At 63.8% G+C, this 21,871-nt stretch carries 17 protein-coding genes; 5 read left to right on the top strand and 12 right to left on the bottom strand.

Features of this window, described 5'->3' with window-relative positions:
* The first annotated feature begins 51 nt into the window (after positions 1–51).
* The 3 genes from treZ to treY are packed head-to-tail and all read left to right on the top strand — an operon-like array spanning position 52 to position 7,036.
* Positions 52–1,974 carry a malto-oligosyltrehalose trehalohydrolase gene (gene treZ, locus NE850_RS27380; protein ID WP_007178804.1) on the top strand — a complete coding sequence of 641 codons (1,923 nt, stop codon included), beginning with the start codon at positions 52–54 and terminating at the stop codon, positions 1,972–1,974.
* Positions 1,971–4,181, top strand: a complete 2,211-nt coding sequence (gene malQ / locus NE850_RS27375) for a 4-alpha-glucanotransferase (protein WP_007178803.1) — start codon at positions 1,971–1,973, stop codon at positions 4,179–4,181. Before treZ ends, malQ begins: the two co-directional genes overlap by 4 nt.
* Positions 4,178–7,036 (top strand): malto-oligosyltrehalose synthase, encoded by a 2,859-nt coding sequence (gene treY, locus NE850_RS27370; RefSeq protein WP_165187605.1) that lies wholly within the window; start codon positions 4,178–4,180, stop codon positions 7,034–7,036. Before malQ ends, treY begins: the two co-directional genes overlap by 4 nt.
* A gap of 82 nt (positions 7,037–7,118) precedes the next feature.
* On the opposite strand, the gene NE850_RS27365 is transcribed toward treY, so the two are convergent.
* The 3 genes from NE850_RS27365 to NE850_RS27355 all read right to left on the bottom strand — a co-directional run bounded on the left by NE850_RS27365 (position 7,119) and on the right by NE850_RS27355 (position 10,185).
* Positions 7,119–7,841: a sulfite exporter TauE/SafE family protein gene (locus NE850_RS27365; protein WP_007178801.1), complete on the bottom strand. Its 723-nt coding sequence runs from the start codon at positions 7,839–7,841 to the stop codon at positions 7,119–7,121.
* A gap of 101 nt (positions 7,842–7,942) precedes the next feature.
* The gene (locus NE850_RS27360) at positions 7,943–9,286 is read right to left on the bottom strand and encodes a hemolysin family protein (RefSeq protein WP_007178800.1); all 1,344 of its coding nucleotides are present in this window, start codon (positions 9,284–9,286) and stop codon (positions 7,943–7,945) included.
* A 92-nt stretch (positions 9,287–9,378) separates the two neighbouring features.
* Positions 9,379–10,185, bottom strand: a complete 807-nt coding sequence (locus NE850_RS27355) for a sensor histidine kinase KdpD (RefSeq protein ID WP_007178799.1) — start codon at positions 10,183–10,185, stop codon at positions 9,379–9,381.
* 188 nt (positions 10,186–10,373) lie between these two features.
* Between NE850_RS27355 and NE850_RS27350 the strand changes: the two genes are divergently transcribed.
* Together NE850_RS27350 and NE850_RS27345 are read left to right on the top strand one after the other, a co-directional pair.
* Complete coding sequence (locus tag NE850_RS27350) at positions 10,374–10,712, top strand: FKBP-type peptidyl-prolyl cis-trans isomerase (RefSeq protein ID WP_007178798.1); 339 nt, start codon at positions 10,374–10,376, stop codon at positions 10,710–10,712.
* 33 nt (positions 10,713–10,745) lie between these two features.
* The gene (locus NE850_RS27345) at positions 10,746–11,525 is read left to right on the top strand and encodes an AraC family transcriptional regulator (RefSeq protein WP_007178797.1); all 780 of its coding nucleotides are present in this window, start codon (positions 10,746–10,748) and stop codon (positions 11,523–11,525) included.
* Between the two features lie 150 nt (positions 11,526–11,675).
* Here the strand turns inward: NE850_RS27345 and NE850_RS27340 are convergent, their stop codons facing one another.
* From NE850_RS27340 to trpB, 9 genes are all read right to left on the bottom strand, one after another.
* The gene (locus NE850_RS27340; RefSeq protein WP_007178796.1) at positions 11,676–12,866 is read right to left on the bottom strand and encodes an O-succinylhomoserine sulfhydrylase; all 1,191 of its coding nucleotides are present in this window, start codon (positions 12,864–12,866) and stop codon (positions 11,676–11,678) included.
* A 310-nt stretch (positions 12,867–13,176) separates the two neighbouring features.
* Positions 13,177–14,727, bottom strand: coding sequence for an amidophosphoribosyltransferase (gene purF / locus NE850_RS27335; RefSeq protein ID WP_007178795.1), 1,551 nt, complete (start codon positions 14,725–14,727; stop codon positions 13,177–13,179).
* 162 nt (positions 14,728–14,889) lie between these two features.
* On the bottom strand, positions 14,890–15,384 hold the full coding sequence (locus tag NE850_RS27330) for a CvpA family protein (RefSeq protein WP_007178794.1): 495 nt from the start codon (positions 15,382–15,384) through the stop codon (positions 14,890–14,892).
* Positions 15,385–15,391: 7 nt separating this feature from the next.
* Complete coding sequence (locus NE850_RS27325; protein WP_310699632.1) at positions 15,392–16,327, bottom strand: SPOR domain-containing protein; 936 nt, start codon at positions 16,325–16,327, stop codon at positions 15,392–15,394.
* Positions 16,328–16,356: 29 nt separating this feature from the next.
* Complete coding sequence (gene folC / locus NE850_RS27320) at positions 16,357–17,667, bottom strand: bifunctional tetrahydrofolate synthase/dihydrofolate synthase (RefSeq protein ID WP_007178792.1); 1,311 nt, start codon at positions 17,665–17,667, stop codon at positions 16,357–16,359.
* Positions 17,668–17,943: 276 nt separating this feature from the next.
* The gene (gene accD, locus NE850_RS27315) at positions 17,944–18,816 is read right to left on the bottom strand and encodes an acetyl-CoA carboxylase, carboxyltransferase subunit beta (protein WP_007178791.1); all 873 of its coding nucleotides are present in this window, start codon (positions 18,814–18,816) and stop codon (positions 17,944–17,946) included.
* Between the two features lie 82 nt (positions 18,817–18,898).
* On the bottom strand, positions 18,899–19,711 hold the full coding sequence (gene trpA / locus NE850_RS27310; RefSeq protein WP_007178790.1) for a tryptophan synthase subunit alpha: 813 nt from the start codon (positions 19,709–19,711) through the stop codon (positions 18,899–18,901).
* Positions 19,712–19,730: 19 nt separating this feature from the next.
* On the bottom strand, positions 19,731–20,648 hold the full coding sequence (locus tag NE850_RS27305) for a site-specific DNA-methyltransferase (protein ID WP_310699631.1): 918 nt from the start codon (positions 20,646–20,648) through the stop codon (positions 19,731–19,733).
* An 11-nt stretch (positions 20,649–20,659) separates the two neighbouring features.
* Positions 20,660–21,853, bottom strand: coding sequence for a tryptophan synthase subunit beta (gene trpB / locus NE850_RS27300; protein ID WP_165187596.1), 1,194 nt, complete (start codon positions 21,851–21,853; stop codon positions 20,660–20,662).
* Between the last annotated feature and the right edge of the window lie 18 nt (positions 21,854–21,871).

The following is a 21,871-nucleotide window of genomic DNA, read 5'->3' as shown; positions in this document are numbered from 1 at the left end:
CGATCGGCGCGTTAAAGGCGGCTCGAAAGTAAAACTGAATGGTGACGAATCATGTCCGAAAGTCCAATTGATCCCCATGCGCATCATCACGCGCACTGTTTGCCGTTCGGCGCGCAACTGATCGGCGCGACGGCCGCGAAACCGCGCACGCGGTTTCGCTTCTGGGCGCCGTCCTGCAAGCACGTTCAGGTGGAAATCGAGAACGGACCCGCGCAAGGCACGCACGACATGACGCCGGCCGGCAATGGCTGGTTCGAAGCCAGCGTCGACAGCGGCGCGGGCACGCTATATCGCTTCCGGCTGGATGGCGAGCGTGCGGTGCCCGACCCGGCGTCGCGCTTCCAGCCACAGGACGTGCACGGGCCGAGCGAAGTCATCGATCCGCGCGCGTACCGTTGGGAACAGACGAACTGGCATGGCCGGCCGTGGGAAGAAACGGTGTTGTACGAATTGCACGTCGGCACCTTGGGCGGTTATGCGGGCGTGCAGAAGCGCCTGTCCGAGCTCGCCGCGCTCGGCGTCACCGCGATCGAACTGATGCCGCTGAACGACTTTTCCGGCACGCACAATTGGGGCTACGACGGCGTATTGCCGTATGCGCCTGACTCAGCGTACGGCCGCCCCGAAGACCTGAAAGCGCTGATCGACGCCGCGCATGGTCTCGGTCTCATGGTATTTCTCGACGTGGTCTATAACCACTTCGGACCGGACGGCAATTATCTGCACGAGTACGCCCGCTCGTTTTTCCGCGAAGGCACGCATACGCCGTGGGGGCCAGCCATCGATTTCGAGCGCAGTGAAGTGAGCGATTTCTTTACCGACAACGCGGTTTACTGGATCAACGAATATCGTATCGACGGACTGCGTTTCGACGCGGTGCACGCCATCGACAATCATGCCTGGCTGCGCGAATTGTCCGATCATATCCGCGCCAAAGTGCAGCACGGCCGGCATGTGCATCTGGTGCTGGAAAACGAACACAACAGCGCGAACCTGCTGGAAACCCATTTCGACGCGCAGTGGAACGACGACGCGCACAACACCTTGCACGTGCTGCTGACCGGCGAAACGGAAGGTTATTACCACGCATATGAGGACCAGCCGATCCGCCGGCTCGCGCGTGTGCTATCGGAAGGCTTCGCCTATCAGGGCGACCCGTCGCCGATTCATGACGGCAAGCCGCGCGGCGAAGCGAGCACACATTTACCGCCGACTTCTTTCGTGATGTTCCTGCAGAACCACGACCAGATCGGCAACCGCGCATTCGGCGAGCGCCTGCGCAAACTGACCTCGGACGAAGCGCTGCGCGCCGCCACCGGTTTGCTTCTGCTGTCGCCGCAAATCCCGCTGCTCTTCATGGGCGAGGAATACGGCTCCACGCAGCCGTTCCTGTTTTTCACCGACTACACGGGCGATCTCGCCGACGCGGTCCGCGAAGGCCGGCGCCGTGAATTCGCGCGTTTTTCATCGTTCAGCGACGAGAAACGGCGCGCACAGATTCCCGATCCGAACGACGTGAAAACCTTCGCGACATCGTCGCCGCCCGCGCCGGATGAAACGTCGCAGCACACCGACGACGAAGCAAAAGACCGACTCGACTGGATGCACTTCTACAAATCCGCGCTGACCGTACGCGCGAAGCTGATCACACCGCGCCTGAAACACAGCAAGGCATGCGGCGTAACCGTGCTGAGCGCCGCGAACGGGGGCGATGCCAATGCGCTGATCGCCCGCTGGAAACTTGCCGACGGCGAGACGTTGTCGATCGCGCTGAATCTCTCGAAAGAAAACGTCGCGCTGGCCGACCTGCCGGCCGGCAAAGTGATTTTCGAAACGCCGCCGCGCGTGCGCGAACAGGTCGACGTCAAGGTGTTGCCCGCGCACGCGTTCGTCGCGTGGCTGACCGGCGACGTCAGCGACTATGCCATCCACCACGATGCGCGCATTGCCAGCCAACAGGAGCGCCACGCGTGATTACCCGACGCCATACCGACACCATCGTCAATCTTGCCGCGCGCGCCGGTTTCGAGGTGGAGTGGCAGGACGCGCACCATACGACGCAACATGTGCCCGAGAACACGCTAGCCGTGCTGCTCGAGCGGATGGGTTTGCCGTGCGGTAACGCGACGCAAATCCGCCAGAGTTCGGCCGTGCTGGAGGCCGAACTATCGGGCCGCAAACTGCCGCCGCTGATGACCGCGGAGGTCGGCCGCGGCATCGCCCTGCCCGCTGCGGCGATCAGATCGGGCAGCCATTACCGGATCGAGCTCGAAAGCGGCTCGATCATCGACGGCCGGTTCACGGCGCCCAAAGGCGAGGAAGCCCTGCTTGCACCGATCGACGAGCCCGGCTATCACACGCTCGTGATCAACGAGCAACGCGTGACGCTCGCCGTCGCGCCGCCGCGCTGCTACACCGCCGCCGACGCGTGGCGCACGCTGCAAGATGACGACGCCGGCCGCGACAAAGCCGCGCCGCCACTGTGGGGCATCGCCGCACAGTTGTACGGCTTGCGCCGCATCGGCGACGGCGGCATCGGCGACTATTCGGCGCTTGCGCAGATCGCCGTCGAAAGCGCGAAGCGTGGCGCGCACGCGCTCGCCGTCAGCCCGACTCACGCGATGTTCAGCGCGGAACCGAACCGCTTCAGTCCATATTCGCCGTCGTCGCGTTTGTGGCTGAACGTCACGCATATCGATCCCGCCGCCGTGTTCGGCACGGACGTGGCCCAGGCCGCGCTCGAAGCCGCGCAGGCCGGCGACGCCTGGTCGAAACTCGAAGACCTGCCGTTGATCGACTGGCCGAGCGCGGTCGTCCTGAAGCTGAAGGTTTTGCGCGCGCTGTACGAGCGGTTCTGTGTGGACGAACGCGCGCAGAACACGCCGCGCGCGCTGGAATTTCACGGCTTCTGCGAACGGGCCGGACGCGCGCTCGAAGATCACGCGCGCTTCGAAGCGCTGCAGGCGGCGCAACTCTCGCAAGAAGGCGGCAATGGACATTGGCGTAACTGGTCCGAAGCGCTGAGCGATCCGCGCAGCCCGGAAGTCGAAGCTTTTGCCGAGGCCAATCGTCACGAGGTCGATTTCCATCTGTTTCTGCAATGGCTCGCCGCCAAGGGGTTGTCGCACGCGCAGCACGCGGCGCGCGAAGCCGGCATGGCGGTCGGCCTGATCGCCGACCTCGCGGTCGGCTGCGATAGCGCCGGCAGTCATGCATGGTCGTATCGCGACGACATGCTGCAAGGCGTGTCGGTCGGCGCGCCACCGGATCTGTTCAACCAGGCCGGCCAGGCATGGGGGCTTACCACGTTCTCGCCGCGCGCCATGCGCATGCAGGGCTTCTCCGCCTTCATCGACATGCTGCGCGCGGCCTTCGCGCATGCCGGCGGCATCCGCATCGATCACATTCTCGGCTTGCGGCGGCTGTGGCTCGTGCCGGAAGGCGAAAGCGCACGTAACGGCGCGTATCTCCGCTATCCGCTCGAAGACCTGCTGCGTCTGATCGCGCTCGAATCGTGGCGGCACCGCGCAATCGTGATCGGCGAAGATCTCGGCACCGTGCCGCCCGGTTTTCGCGAGCGGCTCGAAGAGCACGGCATTGCCGGCATTCGCGTGCTGTGGTTCGAAAGCGCGCACGACGGCAAGGGGTTCAAGCCGCCCCAAGCCTGGGACCGCAATGCGGTCGGCACCACGACCACGCACGATCTGCCGACGGTCGCCGGCTGGTGGCGCGGCAGCGACATCACGTGGCGCAACCGGATCGGCCAGACAATGGCGCGCGCCGACGGCCGCGATCCAGAGGAAGCCGCCCAGGAAGAGCGCGCGAAAGATCGCGCATTGCTGTGGCACGCGTTCCAGCAGGCCGGCGTGGCCGCGCACGACGTCCCTGCGCCGCCGCCCGACAGCGCGCCGGTGGACGAAGCGCTCGCTTTCGTGGCCGCCACGCCCGGCCCGCTAGTGACGTTTCCGCTAGAGGATCTGCTCGCGCAGGTCGAGCAGCCTAATTTGCCCGGCTCGATCGACGAGCATCCGAACTGGCGCCGCCGCGTCACGCTGCCGGTCGACGAACTGTTCCAGAACGACACCTTCTGCGACCGCCTGCTCGCGGTCGATCGCGAGCGCCGCGCCGCGGCCGCCTCGGTTCCTTCTTCCAACGCTTCTTCGGAGCCTGATACGCCATGACCGTCCCGCGCTCCACGCTTCGACTCCAGTTCCATCGAGGCTTCACCTTCGACGACGCCGCCAAGCATGTCGACTACTTCGCCGAGCTCGGCATCAGTCACGTATACGCGTCGCCCGTCACGACCGCCGAGCCGGGCTCCATGCACGGCTACGACACCGTCGACTACACCCAGGTCAGCGCCGAATGCGGCGGCGAGGCGGCTCTAAAGCGCCTCGTCGACAAACTGCGCGCGCGCGACATGGGGCTGATCATCGACACGGTGCCGAACCATATGGGCGTCGGCGGCGCCAGCAATGCCTGGTGGCTCGACATCCTCGAATGGGGCCGTCACAGCGCTTATGCCCGCCATTTCGACGTGGACTGGCATTCGCCCGATCCGGCGTTGCGCGGCAAGGTGCTGCTGCCCACGCTCGGTGCGCCGTACGGCGAGGAACTGGCCGCCGGCCGCATTGCGCTGCATTTCGCGGCCGACATAGGGCGTTTTTATATCGGCTATGGACCACACGTGTTTCCGGTGTGCCCAATCGACTACGCGTCGATCCTGCAAAGCGCCGACCGTCCCGATCTCACCGCGCTCGCCGAGCGCTTCCACGGACTGACCACCCAGCCCACCGATCATCCGCGCGCCGCCGAAGGCCGCGACATGCTGCGCGAATTCGTCGTGCAGAACGGCGGCTCGGCGATCGAGTTCGTACTCGAAACGTATTCTCCGGACGACCCGGTAACGCGCGACCGCCTGCATCGGCTGATCGAGCGGCAACACTTCCGTCTTGCGTGGTGGCGCACCGCGTCCGACGAGGTCAACTGGCGGCGTTTCTTCGACATCTCCACACTTGCCGGGGTGCGTGTGGAACGGCCCGAGGTGTTCGAGGCGGTACATGCGCTGCCTTTCCGGCTGTATCAGGAAGGCGTGGTGGACGGCTTGCGAATCGACCACGTGGACGGCCTCGCCGAGCCGCGTGAATACTGTCAGCGTTTGCGGCAGCGTCTCACGGAACTGCGTGATACCGCGCCGTATGTGGTAGTCGAAAAAATTCTCGGTCGTGGCGAACCGCTGCGCGACGATTGGCCGGTAGACGGCACGACCGGCTACGACTTCATGAGCGACGTCGGCGCGCTGCTGCACGATCCGGCCGGTGCCGCGCCGCTCGCGCAGACGTGGACCGAACTGACCGGCCGCAGCGGTCTTTTCGCAGACGAAGCGCTCGCCGCGCGCCGCCAGATCCTCGCCGAAAACCTCGCGGCGGAACTCGACCGCGCAGCGCGGGCATTGCATCGCATTGCCCGCGATTCGCTAACCACGCGCGACTTCACCTTCACCACGCTGCGTCGTGTGCTGATCGAACTGGTCGTGCATTTTCCGGTGTATCGAATCTATCCGCAGAACGGTCTGCGCAGCACGGCGGATAACGTCTACTTCGAGCAGGCTCTGGAGGGCGCGCGACGGTCGCTTTCGCGCGCGGACCATGTCACGCTCGAACGCGTGAATGCGTGGCTCGGCGGCAGCGCCGAAGAAGCGCCCACCGGACGAAGCGGCCTGCCGACGCAACCCGGTCAGAATGGCGTGCCGCCGAGCCATGCCGGTTCCGCGCGACGCACCGCGCAGACGCTGTTTGCGCAGTTGACCGCGCCGGTCGCGGCGAAAGCAGTGGAGGACACAGCGTGCTATCGCTATGGCCGGCTGTTGTCGCGCAACGAAGTCGGCTCGGACCCGGGCGAGTTCGCGTTGTCGGTCGAACGGTTTCACGCGGCGAATCTCGAACGGTCGCAGCGCTTCCCTCACGCCATGCTCGCGACGGCCACCCACGATCACAAACGTGGCGAAGACGTGCGCGCGCGGCTCGCTGTGCTGAGCGAGATTGCCCACGAGTGGAGCGCGACGCTACGCGCATGGTCCACGCTGAATGCGCCGCATCGTCGTGCGCTGGACGGCAAGCCGGTCAGCAGTGTTGGCCAGGACACGAGCTACGACTGGGCGCCCGGCCCCGCCGCCGAAGCCATGCTGTATCAAACGCTGGTGGGTTGCTGGCCACCGGATCTGCAACCGGACGACGAAGCCGGCGTAAAGGAACTGGCCGAACGCGTCGCGCAATGGCAGTTGAAGGCGTTGCGCGAAGCCAAGCTGCAAACCAACTGGCTCGCGCCCGACGAAGCGTACGAGGCCGGTTGCCGTGACTTCCTGTTCGACATTCTCGCTCCGCAGCGGCGCGATGGATTCCTGAAGGAATTGTCCGCCTTCGTCGCGCGAATTGGGCGCGCGGGTGCGCTCAATAGTTTGCAGCAGACGGTATTGCGACTGGCATCGCCTGGGATTCCCGATCTTTATCAGGGCACCGAGTTGTGGGACTTCAGCCTGGTCGATCCGGACAATCGCCGGCCCGTCGATTTCGCCAAACGCGAGGCGTGGCTCGCCCAAACGCCGCCATCGGAATTCCTACCGGGCTGGCATGATGGACGCGTGAAGCTCGCGGTAGTGCAACGCGTGCTCGCGTTGCGGGCGCATTTGCCGGAGTTGTTGAGTCAGAGCGAATATCTGCCGCTCGCCGCGCGCGGCAAGCACGCGTCGAGTGTGATCGCGTTTGCGCGCCGCCACGGCAATGCATGGGCCGTGGTGGTGGCGAGCCGGCTCGCTGCCGGTTTGCTCGGCGAGCAAGGCGATCTGCCAATGGTCGATCCCGCGAAATGGGAGGACACGGCGGTGGAGATGCCATCCGATCTGTCCGCGAGAGCGCTGTTCGACTGGCTGAGTCCCGCCGCGCCGAAGGTCGACGAGAAGGGGCTGTTGTATCTGCGCGATGCGCTGGCCGCCATGCCGATTGCGGTGTTGGTAGAGGACGGCGTGCCGCGCAGTTGATCTGCGAGATTGGCGGGTCCGGAAGCGGGCGCGATTTTCGGTGAGTGTTTGAGGCCTCAGTCGTCCAGGCCGATCGTTCAAGCTAGCGGCCCGCGGCCCACAGTAACGAAAGCCCCGACGACAGCATCAAACCGTCGACGACCAGTTTGAAGGTGGCGGGACTCATCCGGACCACGATTATCCGCGCGGCAAACGACCCAACCATCAGCGCGGAGCCGGTGATCAAGCCGTCGATCACCACGTGCAAAGGCAAAGCGCCGAAATGGTTGAAAACCGCGACTTTGGAGGCGTAGACGGTCAGTGAGCCCGCCGCTTCGGTGGCGAGAAAAGCGCCTTTCACGAGGCCATAGGACATGAACACGGGCACCGTGATCGGCCCGGTGGAGACGACGATTCCGGTGAGAAAACCCACCACGCCGCCAATCATCGAAAGCTGCCAGAGCGAGAACCTGATGGCCCGCCGCGCGAGCCACCGCCGCGTGGGCACCATCGCGACAAAGAAGAGTCCCAATGCAATTTCGACGGCATGAGGCGGCAATGCGAGCAGCGTTCGCACGCCCAGCGCCGCGCCCGGCACTGCGGTCGCGCAGTAGGCGCCGCACGCCCGCCAGTCGATCTCGCGCCACCACGCGAGAACCTTGCCGAAGTTGCCCATGATTGCGGCGATCGCCATGATCGGCACCGCCTCTTGCGGACCGAACAGCATCACGAGGACGGGCATCAGCATCATCGACGAGCCGGTGCCGACCACGCCGCTCAACATGCCGGCCAGTAATCCCACGCACAGCACCAGCAGATATCCCATGTCGCCCCCAATGGTGTGGAGGCCAATTCTACCTGCGCGATGCTGCTGCGCGCTCTGCCGGATTCAGCGCAAAGTGGAATCCGGCACGGCTCTATCGCGCTCTAACCACCTTCGTCGTCGAAAGCTTTCGGATAAACCCGCACGAGCACGATGCGCGGCCCTTTCATTTTCTTGACCACCACGTCGAAGCGATCGAACTCGACTCGCTGGCCTTCGGTCGGCAAATCGTTGAGCGCCTGAATGACGAGGCCGCCAACCGATTCGGCCTTGCCTTCGTCGATATCGATCCCCAACGCGCGTTCCAGCGAGACCACCGGCAAACTGCCCTTGCCCATCAAGGTGCCGTCGTCCATGCGGGTCCAGTCGGCGTCGCCCTGACGGAATTCGTCGTGGATCTGGCCGACCAGTGCGCCGAGCAGATTGTCGAGCGTCAGGAAACCGATCGGCTTCTCCCGCTTGTGGCCGACCAGCGCGAAGTGCGGCGCGCCCTTGCGGAAGCGGCGAAACAGTTCCAGCGCCGGCAGATCCGGCATGACGTACTGCACCGGGCGCGCGTATTTGGAAAGATCCTCGAGCGTGCTGCCCGCGTGGCGGGCCAGCAGCAAGTCCTTCAAATGGATCATGCCGGCCACGCGTTCGCCGGATGCGTCTTCGAACAGCGGATAGCGGCTGAAGCGGTGCTGCGCCACCACCTGCATGTTTTCCCGCAACGGCAGATCACGCCGCAGGCCGACCATTTCGTAGGCCGGACGCATGAGGTCCGACACGGTCATGCGCGAAAAGTCCAGCGAGTGCGCGATCGTGTTCCACTCATCCTGGCTGTAGGCTCCCTCCGGCGAACCCAGCTCCGTGGCGACGTTGGCGCGGCGACCGCGCAGGATCAGCTTGAGTTCGTCGGTCGAGTAGTGCGAGTCGTGGCCGTGGTCCGCGTCGAGCCGGGCTAGCTTGAGCACAGCGTTGGCGCTCGTATTGAGCACCCAGATCGCCGGATACATTGCCCAGTAGAAGCCATACAGCGGCGTGGCGGCCCATAGCGAGACTTTCTCCGCCTCGCGAATCGCCAGCGACTTGGGCGCGAGTTCGCCCACCACGATGTGCAGAAACGATATGCACGAGAACGCGAAGAAGAGCGAGATACCGTGGATCAGTTTCTCCGATTCGACGCCGAGCAGGCTGAAGACCGGCGTGAGCAGTTCCGCGAACGCGGGCTCGCCGATCCAGCCAAGCCCGAGCGACGCCAGCGTAATGCCCAACTGGCACGCGGAGAGATAGGCGTCGAGGCGTCCGTGCACCTTGCCGAGCAGACGTCCGCGCATGCCATGCGCGGCGGCAAGGCTTTGCACGCGCGTCTGCCGCAGTTTGACCAGACCGAATTCAGCGGCCACAAAGAAGCCGTTGAGGGCGACGAGAAACAACGCACCAATAAGGGCGACGACCTGAATCAAAGCGGCAAGCTCCGGCAACAAAAGTTGTCAGTATAGAGGGTGAAAGCTCTGTGAAAACTAATCGCGCGGAGTACGCGGCTGAGTCGAACCGTTCATTTCGGCGCCGTTGCGCTCAGCGGCACGCGCAGAGCGAGCGCGGCTGTGTCGCTGCCTGTTGCGTCGCCTTGCTCGAAACTGCCGCCGTGCGCTTCGGCAACGCGCTTGCACAGCGCCAGCACCCACGCGATCCGCTTCGCTTCGCGCGGCTCGCGCGCCTGCTTGCGGGCAAACGCTTCGAGCACATGCGGCAAGGCGGGATCCTCCAACGCGGTGCTGTTGGCCTCGTACTTGACGCTAGCGTGCCATGCATTCGTATCCGCTTTCGTGACCAGGGTGATCGTCGCGCCTTCCGCGCTCGTTTCGACCGCGAACATGAGCATCAGCCATAGCGCGGCGGCAAGGCGCTCCCGGTCGCCGTTGAGTTGCTCGGTGGCCAGTTGCGAGTCGACCGTGACTTCCACGCCGCGCGCGCGACCCAGACCCGAGCGGATTTCTTCTACCGTTTCTTCGATTAACGGATGCAGGGAAAACTGCGCGTAGGCAAGCGCCAATGATTTGGTCTCGGCGCGCGTGGCGTCGACGATCGTTTCGAGCAGCTTGACCTGCTGATCCACGCCATTGCGAATGCCAGTAACGGCGCGCTGCGCGTTGGGGTCGTTCGCGTCGAGCTTGCGCTCCAGCACGTACGCCCAGCTATGAATGGCGTTCAACGGACCACGCAGGTCGTGCGACACCAGCGACAGCACATAATCACGCATGAACAGCGCGGTTTCCGCGCGCAGAAGCGCGGTGCGTTCGGATACGGCGAAGCCGGAAGGCACCGGCTTTTCGCCAGCAGTTCCGGTTGAAGACGTTGTCACGATCGAGCCCTCTCAGGCGGTGCATGATGATTGAAAGAAGCCCCATTATAGGCATGCCATCCAGCGCGACCAGCCTTGCCGGACGACCCGCATTCACGCAATCCGCGTGCCACGCGGCAATCCTCGGCGACGCGGCGTCAACACGCCTACAATGTCGGTTTTTACGTTTTTGATCTGAGGAGCGACACATGTCTGTGACTACCGAATCCGGTTTGAAATACGAAGACATCGTTGAAGGCACCGGCGCCGAGGCAGTGGCCGGCAAGACCGTCAGCGTCCACTACACCGGCTGGCTGACCGACGGCCAGAAGTTCGACTCCAGCAAGGACCGCAATGATCCGTTCGCTTTCGTGCTGGGCGGCGGCATGGTCATCAAGGGCTGGGACGAAGGCGTGCAAGGCATGAAGGTTGGTGGCACCCGCAAACTGACCATCCCGCCGCAACTCGGCTACGGCGTGCGCGGCGCGGGCGGCGTGATTCCGCCGAATGCGACGCTCGTGTTCGAAGTCGAATTGCTCGGCGTCTGAGTTTTCGCTGTTCCCTGTTACCGCGTATCGCCGATGAGTCACGCCGCCGTCACCGCGCCTAGCGTTTCCCTGCGCCGCTACGGCGCGATCGAGGCCTCGGACGTGCACGACTTTCACCAGGTCGTGCTCGGGCTCGACGGCGCGATGGTCATGACGGTACACGGCGTCGCGCATCAGATCGACGCCGGCTCCGCGTGGCTCATTCCGGCGGGCGCACGGCACGATTACGCGGGCGTCGGCGAGAACCGGCAGCTGGTGCTGGACTTGCCGGCTTCGTCGCTGGCCGTGCCGGAACGGCTTTTCGACCGTGCGCGGGCGGTCGCGGTCGACGGCTCGCTGACGCAACTCGTGCATCGCATCGCGGCGCACGCTGCCGGCGGCGCTCAAGGCAATGATCTGGACGCACGGCGTTTTCATTGGGACGCAGCCGCGCGGCTCGGCGCGGCGTTGGTGGCCGACGCGGGCACGACGGCCGGCGCGCAGGCAGCAGGCGCCGGTCTCGACTTTGCGCGCATCGACCGCTGGCTGCGCGCGCATTTGTCGGAGCCCGTGCGGATCGCCGACCTCGCCGCCCATTGCGGGTTCGGCATGCGGCGCTTTCATCAGCTTTTTATCGAGGCTTTCGGCGAGACACCGCATCGCTATCTGCAGCGTCTGCGGCTCGATACGTCGCTCGCGTTGCTGGCTGACCCGCGGCTTTCGTTGACCGATATCGCGCTGGACATCGGCTTTGGCGATCAGAGCGCCTATACGCACGCGTTCACGCGGCGTTTCAGGCTGGCGCCCGGTCAGTGGCGCGCGCTGCGCCACTGAGTTTTCACTGCGCTGTGTTTTTGCTTCGCTGAGTCTTTACTACGCTGTGTTTTTGCTGCGCCGCAGTCTTACTGCTCTGGGTGTTATTGCGCGAGCCGCCTGACAGCGCGGCCCGCTTGCCCTGCATCGAGCTTTCGCTCTGACCTTCACTCAACCCGCCAGTCCGCGCTCCAGATCGCCGCGGATATCGCCGGCGTTCTCCAGACCCACAGCAAGACGGATCAAGCCTTCGCTGATGCCCGCCGCCGCGCGCGCTTCCGGCGTCACGCGACCATGCGTGGTCGTGGCCGGGTGCGTGATAGTGGTGCGCGTATCGCCGAGATTGCCGGTGATCGAGCAGATCTTCGTGTTGTCGATCACGCGCCATGCATTCGCGCGCATCTGCTCGGGCGTGTCGCCCTTCAACTCGAACGACAGGATCGCGCCGCCCGCTTTCTGCTGGCGCATGGCCAGCGCATGCTGCGGATGCGATTCCAGCCCCGGATAGAACACGCGATTCACGGCCGGATGCGTTTCCAGCCAGCGCGCGATTTCAAGCGCATTCGCCGACTGCTTTTCAACGCGCAGCGATAGCGTTTCCATGCCCTTGAGCAGCACCCACGCGTTGAAGGCGGACAGCGTCGGCCCGGCGCTGCGCACGAACGGGAACACCTTCTCCATGATGAACTGCTTCGAACCGACCAGCGCGCCGCCCAGCACGCGGCCCTGACCGTCGAGGAACTTGGTGGCCGAATGCATCACGACGTCCGCGCCGAGCTTCAGCGGCTGTTGCAAGGCCGGGCTGCAGAAGCAGTTGTCGACCACGAACAGCGCGTTCGATGCCTTGGCGATCTTGCCGATCGCTTCGATATCGGCGACTTCGGTCAGTGGATTCGACGGCGTTTCGAGGAAGAACATCTTCGTCTCCGGGCGCACGGCATTCTTCCACGCGTCCAGATCGGTCGGATCGACGAACGTCGTCGTGATGCCGAACTTGCTGAAGATCTGCGAGAACATGCCGAGCGTCGAGCCGAACAGTGCCTGCGAGCTCACCAGATGGTCGCCCGCCTGCAACGCCGACATCACCACCGACATGATCGCGGCCATGCCCGAGGCCGTCGCCATGCAGGCTTCGCCGCCTTCGAGCGCGGCCAGGCGATCCTGGAACATCGAAACGGTCGGGTTCGTGAAGCGCGAATAGGTGTAGTTGTCTTCGGAGTTCTTGAATTTCTCGGCGGCGTCCGCGGCACTCGCGAACACGAAACTCGAGGTCAGGAAAATCGCTTCCGAATGTTCGTTGAAGTCGCTGCGCACCGTGCCCGAGCGGACTGCCAGCGTATCGAAGTTCAGGGAGTCGTCCATGTTGGTTCTGGTTTCCAATGTTCCATGTGGCTGCGTTCGGCGTGTGCGGCTCAGATGCAATGAATCGAGCGTACAGGCCGAACGGCAGCAACAAAAAAGCCCGCTTTTGCGTCGGCATAAGCGGGCTTCATGTGCGGGGGAAAGCTGGAGCGGAGGCGGATGAGTGTGGCTTTTCCACCCTTCGCTTTAGCTGTTTCGGGTTGCCCCGCGTCCGCAAGCTGAGATCAAATCGACGCAAGCCGTCATGCTAACACGCTCCCGGCGTGGCGTGCAGCGTGCCGCACCGGAAGCGGAACCGTTCAGCCCGCGCTCAACCTACCGACAGTTGCAGATGCAGTTGCGAACGGGCCGGGCCGCCGCCGTCGAGCGCTTCGCTTGCGGCGTCGCGGTCCGATTGCGAGGACGGTGCGAGACGCGCGGTTTCGATGCGGTCCAGGTACTCGGTGGTGACGTCGCCGGTCACGTAGTTACCGTCGAAACACGACGCTTCGAATTCCTTCAGCGCCGGGTTGATATCGCGCACGGCCTGCTTGAGCGCGTCGACATCCTGATAAACGAGATGGTCCGCGCCGATCATGCGCGCAACTTCGTCGTCCGAGCGGCCGTGGGCGACGAGTTCGCCGCGCGTGGGCATGTCGATACCGTAGACGTTCGGGAACTTCACCGGCGGCGCCGCCGAAGCGAAGATCACCTTGTTCGCGCCGGCATCGCGCGCCATCTGCACGATTTCATGCGACGTGGTGCCGCGCACGATCGAGTCGTCGACGATCAGCACGTTCTTGCCCTTGAACTCGATGCCCATCGCGTTCAGCTTCTGGCGCACCGACTTCTTACGCACGGCCTGACCGGGCATGATGAAGGTGCGGCCGACGTAACGGTTCTTGAAGAAACCTTCGCGGTATTCCACGCCCAGCTTTTTCGCGACCTGCATGGCGGCCGGACGGGACGAATCGGGAATCGGCATCACGACGTCGATCGCGACGTCGGGCAACTCGCGCCTGATCTTCTCGGCGAGGTAGTCGCCCATGCGCAGACGCACGTTGTACACTGGCACGCCGTCGAGCACCGAATCCGGACGCGCGAGATACACGAGTTCGAAAATGCAGGGGTTCAGGCTTGGGTTCGTCGCGCATTGCTGCGAGTGCAGATTGCCTTCGAGGTCGATGAAAATCGCTTCGCCCGGCGCCACGTCGCGCACGAATTCGAAGCCGATACCTTCGATCGCCACCGACTCCGACGCGAGGATCCACTCGACGCCTTCGGCCGTTTCCTGCTTGCCGAGGCACAGCGGGCGGATGCCGAACGGGTCGCGGAAGCCCAGCAGGCCGTAACCGGCGATCAGCGACACAATCGCGTACGAACCGCGCACCCGGCGATGCACGCCCGACACGGCGTTGAACAGCGCGGCCGGATCGAGTTGCAGGCCCGAGCTGGAGAGCTGCAATTCGTGCGCGAGCACGTTGAGCATCACTTCGGTGTCGGAGTTGGTATTGATGTGGCGGCGATCGATGCGGAACATCTCATCTTTCAGTTGCTGCCAGTTGGTCAGATTGCCGTTGTGCGCAAGGATAATGCCGAACGGCGCGTTCACGTAGAACGGCTGGGCTTCTTCCTCGCTCGACGCGGAACCAGCGGTCGGATAGCGGACCTGGCCGATACCGGTCGTGCCGGGCAGGCTGCGCATGTTGCGCGTGCGGAACACGTCGCGCACCATGCCGTTCGCCTTGTGCATGTGGAAATTGCTGCCGTTCGCCGTCGCGATGCCGGCGGCGTCCTGACCGCGGTGCTGCAGAAGCAGCAGGCTGTCATAGATCAGCTGATTGACCGGAGAGTGGGAAACTACGCCTACGATGCCGCACATGGCATGTCCTTCAAAGGTACGAAATTCGTCATGGCGGCCGCTGCCTGCGATGGCGTCCCGAGGAACGCCCTTCGGGGCGTTCGCAAAGCTACGCGACCGAACGTAAAGGCAGCCGGTTTGCGCCGGAGTCCTGCTGCGGTTCCCTAACCACTCGCCTGATCGTCACACTCGGACGTAAGCAGCCAGCGTCTCGGGAAGCAGCGGTTTCATTACGTGCACGCCCTCGACCGCATAGGGCCGAAGCAAGGCGTTGCGCCAGAATTCCTGTTGGGGCAGTTCGGTCAAGCCAGCCAGGGCGACCAGAATCAGCACCAGAATGACCCCGCGCACGAGGCCGAACATCAAACCGAGCGAGCGGTCCACGCCGCTCAAGCCGGTTGCCTGCACGATGCGGCTCAGAAGGGCATTCAACACGCTCGCCACCAGCACCACACCGATCACCACCAGCGCGAAGGCCAGCAGCCACTGGGTCAACGCGCCGCCCGGCCAGTTGGACGGGATCAACGGCACGACGTAACCCACAAAGCGGCAAGCAATGAAAAACGCCGCAATCCAGCCGATCAGCCCGAATATCTCCGACAAAAACCCGCGCCATGTGCCGCGCAGCGCCGACAAACCGATCACCGCCATTACAGCGTAGTCGAAGGCAGTGAACATCGCCGGCTTACTGTGTAGCGCCGCTGGTCGCGCCCGACATCAAGCCGGCCTCGCGCACCTTTGCAATGGCGGCGCTTGCCGCCGCACGGTCGGCGAACGGCCCGGCTCGCAGCAACGTGAGCGTGGAGCCGTCAGCCTGCTTCCGATGTTCGGTATATGCGGGCACGCCCGCCGCTTTCAACTTGGCTGCCCAACTACGCGCGTTGGTGTCGTTTGCAAACGCGCCGAGTTGCACGGCGAAACGGCTGCCCGGCGGCGAAGCCGGCGTGCCGGAATTCGCGTCCGCGCCGGCGGCCGTGTTGGTGTCGTCGGAGTGCGGGGCCTGAGCGGTCGGCGCCGGAGTGGCGGGAGCGGTCGCGGCGTTATGCGTGACCGGCGGTTTGGCCGGCTTGGCGGCCGCAGCGGGCGCCGCTGGCGTGGTGTTGGCAGCGACGGACGGCGCCTGCGGTTTCACCACCGGCCTGGCCGCGGACGCTGCCGTTGCGTTCGTTTCCGCGCCCGGCTGCTTCGTGGCGCCGGACTGGCCCTGTTTCGCTGCCGTAGCCGGTGCAAGGCCGGACGCGGCAAGTGCCGCGTCCGGCGTGGGATTGTCGGGTGCTACACCGGCCTGCGTGTCTTCCTCGGCTTTGGCGAGTTTCGGCGCGGGGCGGCTTGGAATGTCGATGGAAATGTCGTCTGTAACGGGCTTGGGATGCGAGTCCAGCACCATTGGCAAGACGACGACCGCGGCCACGACCATCGCGATAGCGCCAACGAGGCGGCGACGCGCTCGCTGCTTTTCCGGCAACGTAGGGTCGAGCAGCATCGCATCGGCGTCGACGGTGCGCTCCGTGCGGCGGGTCCGCCGCTCCACGCGCTCGCCACGGGCGGCGCGGGTGGAACTGGTGTTTGCGCCGCGCCGGGTGGGCGCGTCGTCTTTCTTGCCGAACGAGAAAATTCCCATGAATCGCTTGGTTCGAGGCTGGCGCCCGTTCAGTGTTGCTGCGATTTACGGTAGGCCATGACGCCCGCTACCGTATAGAAACTGCCGAAAACCACGATTCTATCATTCTCTGACGCTCGTTTTAGCGCGTCTTGGAAAGCCTCGGCCGGCGTTGCGTAGCGCGTCACGCTGCTGTCGGCGCTCTCGCCCACGCCCTGCTCGCGCAAGGCCGCTTCGAGCTCTTCCGCTGAAGCCGCCCGCGGCGTTGGCAGATCGGTCACGCACCAGTGGTCGATTTCGCCCTTCAGATGCGACAACAGGCCGGCAATGTCCTTATCGCGCATCGCGCCGAACACCGCGTAGGTGTACGGGAAAAAACCCATGTTGCCGAGGTTTTGCGTCAGCACAGCCGCGGCGTGCGGATTGTGGCCGACATCCAGCACGATGGCCGGCTTGCCCGGCAGCACCTGGAAACGCCCCGGCAGTTCAACGTTGGCGAGGCCGAGGCGGATGTCCTGCGCCGACACCGGCAAGCGGTCGCGCAACGCTTCGAGACCGGCGAGCGCCGCCGACGTGTTGATCAGTTGATTCGCGCCGCGCAGCGCCGGATAGGCCAGCGCCGAACGCCGCATGGTCGGGCCGATGTAGCTCCATTGCTGGCGCTCGCTGCCGGCCTGCCCTTCATAGCGGAAATCGCGGCCGAACAGCCACAATTGCGCGCCGATTTTTTCCGCGTAATCGATCAGCGATTGCGGCGGCACCGGGTCCGCACAGATCGCCGGCTTGCCTGGACGGAAAATGCCGGCTTTTTCGAAAGCGATTTTCTCGCGCGTGTCGCCCAGATAGTCCGTGTGATCGATATCGATGCTGGTGATGATCGCGCAATCCGTATCGAGGATATTCACCGCATCGAGGCGGCCGCCAAGACCGACTTCGAAAATCACCGCGTCGAGTCCGCGCGAAGCGAACAGGCTCATGATCGCCAGCGTCGTGAATTCGAAGTAGGTCAGCGTGACCGGCTCGGCGAGGCTCAGGCGCGCGGCTTCGACGGCTTCGAAATGCGGCAGCAGATCCGCGTCGCTCGCCATTTCGCCATTCACCCGCGCTCGCTCGTTGAACGACAGCAGGTGCGGCGACGTATGGCAGCCCACCGTGTAACCCGCGCGCAGCAGAATGGATTCGAGGATCGCACACGTCGAACCCTTGCCGTTGGTGCCGCCGACGGTGATGACCGGACATGCGAACGACAGTTGCAGCGCGTCACGCACCTGGGTGATGCGGGTGAGACCCATGTCGATGCCGACCGGATGCGCGGATTCAAGGTGCGTGAGCCACGCGTCGAGGGTGGGGAATGTGGTCATCGGATGAATCGCGAGTGAATCGGTTTGGCAGTGTTGCGAATGTGCGCCGTTCGGCTGCGGCTGCGGCCAGAGCCGGGTCTGCCGGACGGGTTTATGCGCGGAAACCGGAGGCTGCCCGCGCTGGCCGTCGTTTGCAGCCGGCGCTGCGTTGCGAGACCGTGATTATCCCGGAAATGACAGCGCGCCGCTTGATCACTCACGCGGCGCGCTGTTTTACTGCTTTTCCGGCGTTGCTCACGCTTGAGAAGCGCAGCGACGATTCACCGTGACGCCGGCTTACGCCACCGCGTCAGCCGGCTGATGGCTCAGGAGCGCCATCAACTGGGCGATCTCTTCACGCAGCTTGCGACGGTCGACGATCATGTCGATCGCGCCCTTCGTCAACAGGAACTCGGCGCGCTGGAAGCCTTCCGGCAGTTTCTCGCGCACGGTTTGCTCGATCACGCGCGGGCCGGCAAAGCCGATCAGCGCCTTCGGTTCCGCGATCACCACGTCGCCGAGGAACGCGAAACTGGCCGATACGCCGCCCATGGTCGGGTCGGTCAGCACGGAGATGAACGGCAGTTTGGCTTCGGCGAGCTTCGTCAGCATGGCCGTGGTCTTCGCCATTTGCATCAGCGAGAGCAAGCTTTCCTGCATCCGCGCGCCGCCCGAAGCGGTAAAACAGATGAACGGCACTTTCTGTTCGAGCGCGTTCTGCGCGCCGCGCACGAAACGCTCGCCGACCACGGAGCCCATCGAGCCGCCCATGAACGAGAACTCGAAGCAGGCCACCACCACCGGCAGCGTATGGATCGCACCGCCCATGACGACCATCGCGTCGGTTTCGTCGGTGTCGTCCATCGCTTCTTTCAGACGGTCCGGGTACTTGCGGCTGTCTTTGAACTTGAGCGCGTCGACCGGGACGATTTCCTGGCCGATTTCGTAGCGGCCTTCCGGATCGAGCAGGCCATCGAGCCGCTCACGCGCGCCGATGCGCATGTGGTGGTCGCACTTCGGGCAAACATGCAGATTGGCCTCGACGTCGTTGCGGTACAGCACGGCTTCGCACGACGGGCACTTGATCCACAGGCCTTCCGGAATCCCCTTGCGGTTCTTCGGGTCGGTTTGTTTGATTTTCGGCGGCAGCAGTTTATCGAGCCAGCTCATATTGAATCCTTCTGGGGTCTACGATCGCGCAAACGGCGGGCCCAAGCCCGCCGCTCACACTACAGAAGACAAAAATTAACTGTTATCGGACAGTAGCGACGCTATCCAGCGCCTCGCGCACTTCTGCGACGAAACGCGTAAGCGTCGCGGCAGCGCTTTCGGGCGCCGCCTGTTCCAGCAATTGCACGATACGGCTGCCAATTACAACAGCATCGGACACTTCGGCCACCGCACGCGCCGTCTGCGCGTCACGGATACCGAAACCGACGCCCACCGGCAGGGGGACGCGCGACTTGATGGCCGGGATTTTACTCGCGATGCTGGAAACGTCCAGATTTGCCGCTCCAGTCACGCCTTTTAACGACACGTAATAGACGTAGCCGCTGGCGATTTTGCCGACTTCCGCGATGCGTTCGTCGGTCGACGTGGGCGCAAGCAGGAAAATCGGGTCGATGCCCGCAGATCGCATCTGTTCGGCGAAATTAGCGCACTCTTCCGGCGGATAGTCGACAACCAGCACGCCGTCCACGCCGGCCTCCTTTGCGGCCTTGGCGAAGGCCTCGGTGCCCATGCGCTCGATCGGATTTGCGTAGCCCATCAGTACTACGGGCGTCGTGTCGTTGGTTTCGCGGAAGCGCTTGACGTCGGCGATCACATGGCGCAGCGACATGCCTTGCGCCAACGCGCGCTCCGACGACTGCTGGATGACCGGGCCGTCGGCCATAGGGTCGGAAAACGGTACGCCGAGCTCGATCACATCGGCGCCGCCGGCGGCGAGTGCATGCATGAATTCGACGGTACGGGCTGGGTCCGGGTCACCGGCCGTCATGAACGGAATCAGGCCTTTCTTGCCTTGGGCGGACAGCGCAGCAAACGTGTTCTTGATACGGGACATGGAATATTCTCGGATTGAGTTACCGCGCAACGTGCTCATGCACGCCGGTCATTGCACTTCGGTCTGCCGTTGAGTTTTGGCTTTGACCCGGCGCGCTACCGGCGGCGCGGCAGCAGCCGATCGCGCAGTAACTTTCATTAATCTCATAGCCGACGAATTCGCGCTGCTGACGGGCGCAAGCGACTGCGGTGGTGCCACTGCCCATGAAAGGGTCGAGCACGCGCCCGCCCTTCGGACAACTTGCCAGCACCATCCGCTCGACGATTTCCAGAGGCTTCTGGGTGGGGTGCGCGACGCGCTCGGCGTGTTGCCGATGCAGCCGCGATACCGACCAGACATCTTTTGGATTATAGCCAACCTCGAGCCACTTACTGCCTTCGAACAATTTACGCGAACGCGCCTTCTTCGTGGCGGCATCGTACGGGATGCGGACGGGATCGAGATCGAAAAAGTAATCTTTCGATACCGCGAAAAAGCCGATGTTGTCGTGCACCGAAGTAAAACGGCGCACCGTACCGCCCATGCTCGGCACACGCCGGTCCCAGATGATTTCGTTGATCATCGTGAGTTTTGTCTTCAGGAAGCTGAAGATTTCCGGCGCGTACTGCCATGTGCAGAAAATGTACAGCGAACCCGACGGCTTGAGCTTCGGGATAGCCAGTTCGAGCCAGCCACGCGTCCAGGCGAGAAAATCGTCGCCCGTGCGCATGTCGGAGTCGTTGCCGTAATCCTTGCCCAGCCCGTAGGGCGGATCGCACAAGATAAGGTCAATCGACCCGTCGGGAATGTTCGCTACATCGGACAGAAAATCGCGGTTCAACAGCTGGATGCCGGTGGGCACCTGCGGTAACAGCGTTGCAGGCGTGCCGGCCGCCGGTGCGTTGGCGACCGGCGTGCTTTCAATTGCCGGCTGCGGCTCGTCGAACTCGTCGCGCATCGTCGCGGCGCTCAGAACTGAATGCCCGATCGCTCGGCGACCGTATGCATGTCCTTGTCGCCGCGGCCCGACAGATTGACCAGAAGGTATTTGTCCTTCGGCAGCGTCGGTGCGAGCTTCGCGGCATAGGCCAGCGCGTGGCTGGATTCCAGTGCCGGAATAATGCCCTCGATACGGCAGCAGTCGTGAAACGCCTTGAGCGCTTCTTCGTCGGTGATGCCGACATATTCCGCGCGTTTGCTCTCTTTTAGCCACGCATGCTCAGGACCGACGCCCGGATAATCGAGGCCCGCCGACACCGAATGGGTTTCGATGATCTGGCCGTTTTCGTCCTGAAGCAGGTAGGTGCGGTTCCCATGCAGCACGCCGGGGCTTCCGCCGATCAGCGAAGCGGCATGACGGCCGGTTTCGATGCCGTCGCCGGCCGCTTCGACGCCGATCAATTTCACCGAAGCGTCGTCAATATAGGGGTAAAAGATCCCCATTGCGTTCGAACCGCCCCCAACGCACGCGATCACTGCATCCGGCTGACGACCGACCAGCTCCGGCATCTGCACCTTGCATTCGTCGCCGATTACACGCTGGAAGTCGCGCACCATCATTGGGTAGGGATGCGGTCCCGCCACTGTGCCGATGATGTAGAACGTATCTTCCACGTTAGTAACCCAATCGCGCATGGCTTCATTCAACGCGTCTTTCAGCGTACGCGAGCCCGACTCGACCGGCACGACAGTCGCGCCCAGCAACTTCATGCGGTACACGTTGGCGGCCTGGCGGCGCACGTCTTCGGCGCCCATGTAGACCACGCACTCCATGCCGAAACGCGCGGCGATGGTGGCCGTGGCCACGCCGTGCTGGCCGGCGCCGGTTTCCGCGATCACGCGCGGTTTGCCCATGCGCCTCGCGAGCAGCGCCTGGCCGATGACGTTGTTGATCTTGTGTGCGCCGGTGTGATTCAGATCCTCGCGTTTGAGGAAAATTTGCGCGCCGCCGAGCATTTCGCTCCAGCGCTGTGCGTGATAAATCGGCGACGGACGGCCGACGAAATACTTCAATTCGCGCTCATATTCAGCGACGAATTCCGGGTCTTTCTGATATTTTTCGTACGCTGCACGCAACTCGTCGAGCGCATGAACCAGCGTTTCGGCGACGAACGTGCCGCCAAACTGGCCGAAATGGCCTCTTTCGTCAGGCAAGTTATACATTGCGATCACTCTTCTCAG

The sequence above is a fragment of the Paraburkholderia sp. USG1 genome (assembly GCF_031570135.1).
Classification (GTDB): domain Bacteria; phylum Pseudomonadota; class Gammaproteobacteria; order Burkholderiales; family Burkholderiaceae; genus Paraburkholderia; species Paraburkholderia dioscoreae.
The sequence above is the reverse complement of the archived record's forward strand: the minus strand, read 5'-3'. Positions and strand labels throughout refer to the sequence as shown.